Consider the following 2,115-nt stretch of genomic DNA (forward strand, 5'->3'; position numbering starts at 1 on the left):
CCCGCCCGCCGATCCGGACGTCTACATGCAGTTCCTGCCGCGCATCAAACAGGCGACCGATGCGGTGATCAACATCACCACCGGCGGCTCGTCGCTGATGACGCTCGATCAGCGGCTGGCAGCCCCTTTGCGGGCTGAACCCGAAATGTGCTCGCTCAACATGGGTTCGATGAATTTCGCGCTGTTCCCGATGCTCGACAAGCCAAGGGAATGGCAGCACGAGTGGGAACCCAAGCTGCTCGAAGCGACGCGCGACACCATCTTCAAGAACACCTTCGCCGACATGGAGGGCGTGCTGGAGCGGCTGGGCAAGGGCTGCGGCACGCGCTTCGAATTCGAATGCTACGATGTCGGCCATCTCTATTCGCTGGCGCATTTCCGCGACCGGGGTCTGGTGTCGGGGCCGCTGTTCATTCAGTTCGTGCTGGGCATTCTTGGTGGCATCGGCGCCGACCCGGAGAACCTCGTCCATATGAAGCGGATCGCCGACAAATTGTTCGGCGACAGCTACCAGTTCTCGGTGCTGGCCGCCGGCCGCCAGCAGATGCCGCTGATTTCGATCGCCGCGGCGATGGGCGGCAATGTCCGGGTCGGGCTGGAAGACAGTCTCTATGATGGCCGCCAGTTGGCGAAATCCAATGCCGACCAGGTGCGCCGCATCCGTGGCATTCTCGACGGGCTGTCTCTGGAGGTTGCAACGCCAACCGAAGCGCGCGACATGCTGGCGCTCAAGGGCGGCGACCGGGTGGCGTTTTGAGAGACGACCGTGATCAATCCAACATCCAATGACGTCCTCTTACGCCCCGGCCGGATCGAAGACGTCGAAACCATCCACGCGGCGATCCTGAAGCTCGGCACGCATATCGGCGCGCCCGAGGAGATCTTCTCGACGCCGGACGATCTCAGAACGTACGGCTTTGGCGAAAAACCCGCCTTTTCGACCCTGATCGCCGAAGTCGGCGGGGAATTTGCCGGGCTTTGCCTGCATTTCCCGATCTTTTCGACCTGGATGGGGCGGCCTGGCGTCTATGTGCAGGACCTCTATGTCGAGGACCGGTTTCGCGGCCGCAAGATCGGCGAGCGGCTGTTGCGGCATGTTGCGGCGCAGTGCCGGAACGAAGGCGGCGTCTATCTCCGGCTGTCGGTCGACACCGACAATGAAGGCGCCAAGACTTTCTACGAAAGGCTGGGCATCGCCTGGTCGAGCTATGAGCAGACCCAAAAAATCATCGGCGAGGCCTTCTTTGCCTTCGCCGACGCGCCGGAAAACGGGGATCACAAATGAAAGCCTTCTATGCCGAGGAACAAAAGCGTCACGACCCCAAGGCCTTCCTGTCAAGCGGTGCGGCACAGCCCAATCCGGAACAGCCGGAGCGCGTCGAGAGATTGTTAGCCGGCGCATTATCTGCGGGTTGCACGATCGAGCGGCCTCGCAATCATGGGCTCGGTCCGGTCGCGGCGGTGCATACGCCCGAATATCTGGATTTCCTCGAGCATATCTACGCGCGCTGGCAGCGCATCGAGGGTGCTTCGGCCGAAGTGATCCCCAACATCCATCCGATCGCGCGCAACGGCTCGTATCCGGCCTCGGCAGTCGGCCAGGCCGGCTACCATATGGCCGACACCGCTTGCCCGATCTCGGGCGAGACTTGGCAAAGCGCGCTGTGGAGCGCCTGGACCGCGGTCGATGCGGCCGAGGCGGTGATGTCAGGCGTACCGGCCGCCTACGCGCTATGCCGCCCGCCCGGTCACCACGCCTTTGCCGATGTCGCCGGCGGCTTCTGTTTCATCAACAACTCGGCCGTCGCGGCGCAGGTTCTGCGTAAGCAGGCCGCACGGGTGGCGATCCTCGATGTCGACCTGCATCACGGCAACGGCACGCAAGGCATCTTCTACGCACGGCCGGATGTGCTGACCGTCTCGCTGCATGCCGATCCCGTGCGCTTCTATCCGTTCTTCTGGGGCCATGCCGACGAGCGCGGCGAAGGGCCAGGCCTCGGCTACAATTTCAACCTGCCGCTGCCGCGCAAATCCGACGACGCGGCGTTTCTCGAGGCGCTCGAGGTGGCGTTCCAGCGCATCCGTGCCTTTTCGCCGGACGCGCTGGTCGTGGCG

3 protein-coding genes are annotated in these 2,115 nt (G+C 63.4%); all 3 read left to right on the forward strand.

Annotation, left to right across the window (positions count from 1 at the left end; all coding sequences use genetic code 11):
• The coding region (locus EN893_RS30585) for a 3-keto-5-aminohexanoate cleavage protein (RefSeq protein ID WP_164901259.1) at positions 1 to 757 on the forward strand (757 nt) is incomplete at its 5' end.
• Positions 758 to 769: 12 nt separating this feature from the next.
• Positions 770 to 1,285, forward strand: a complete 516-nt coding sequence (locus EN893_RS30590; RefSeq protein WP_127269919.1) for a GNAT family N-acetyltransferase — start codon at positions 770 to 772, stop codon at positions 1,283 to 1,285.
• A partial coding sequence (locus tag EN893_RS30595; RefSeq protein ID WP_164901260.1) for a histone deacetylase family protein occupies positions 1,282 to 2,115 on the forward strand: 834 nt, incomplete at its 3' end. The genes EN893_RS30590 and EN893_RS30595, both read left to right, overlap by 4 nt.

The sequence above is a fragment of the Mesorhizobium sp. M7A.F.Ca.CA.004.04.2.1 genome, assembly GCF_004022825.1.
Taxonomy (GTDB): Bacteria; Pseudomonadota; Alphaproteobacteria; order Rhizobiales; family Rhizobiaceae; genus Mesorhizobium.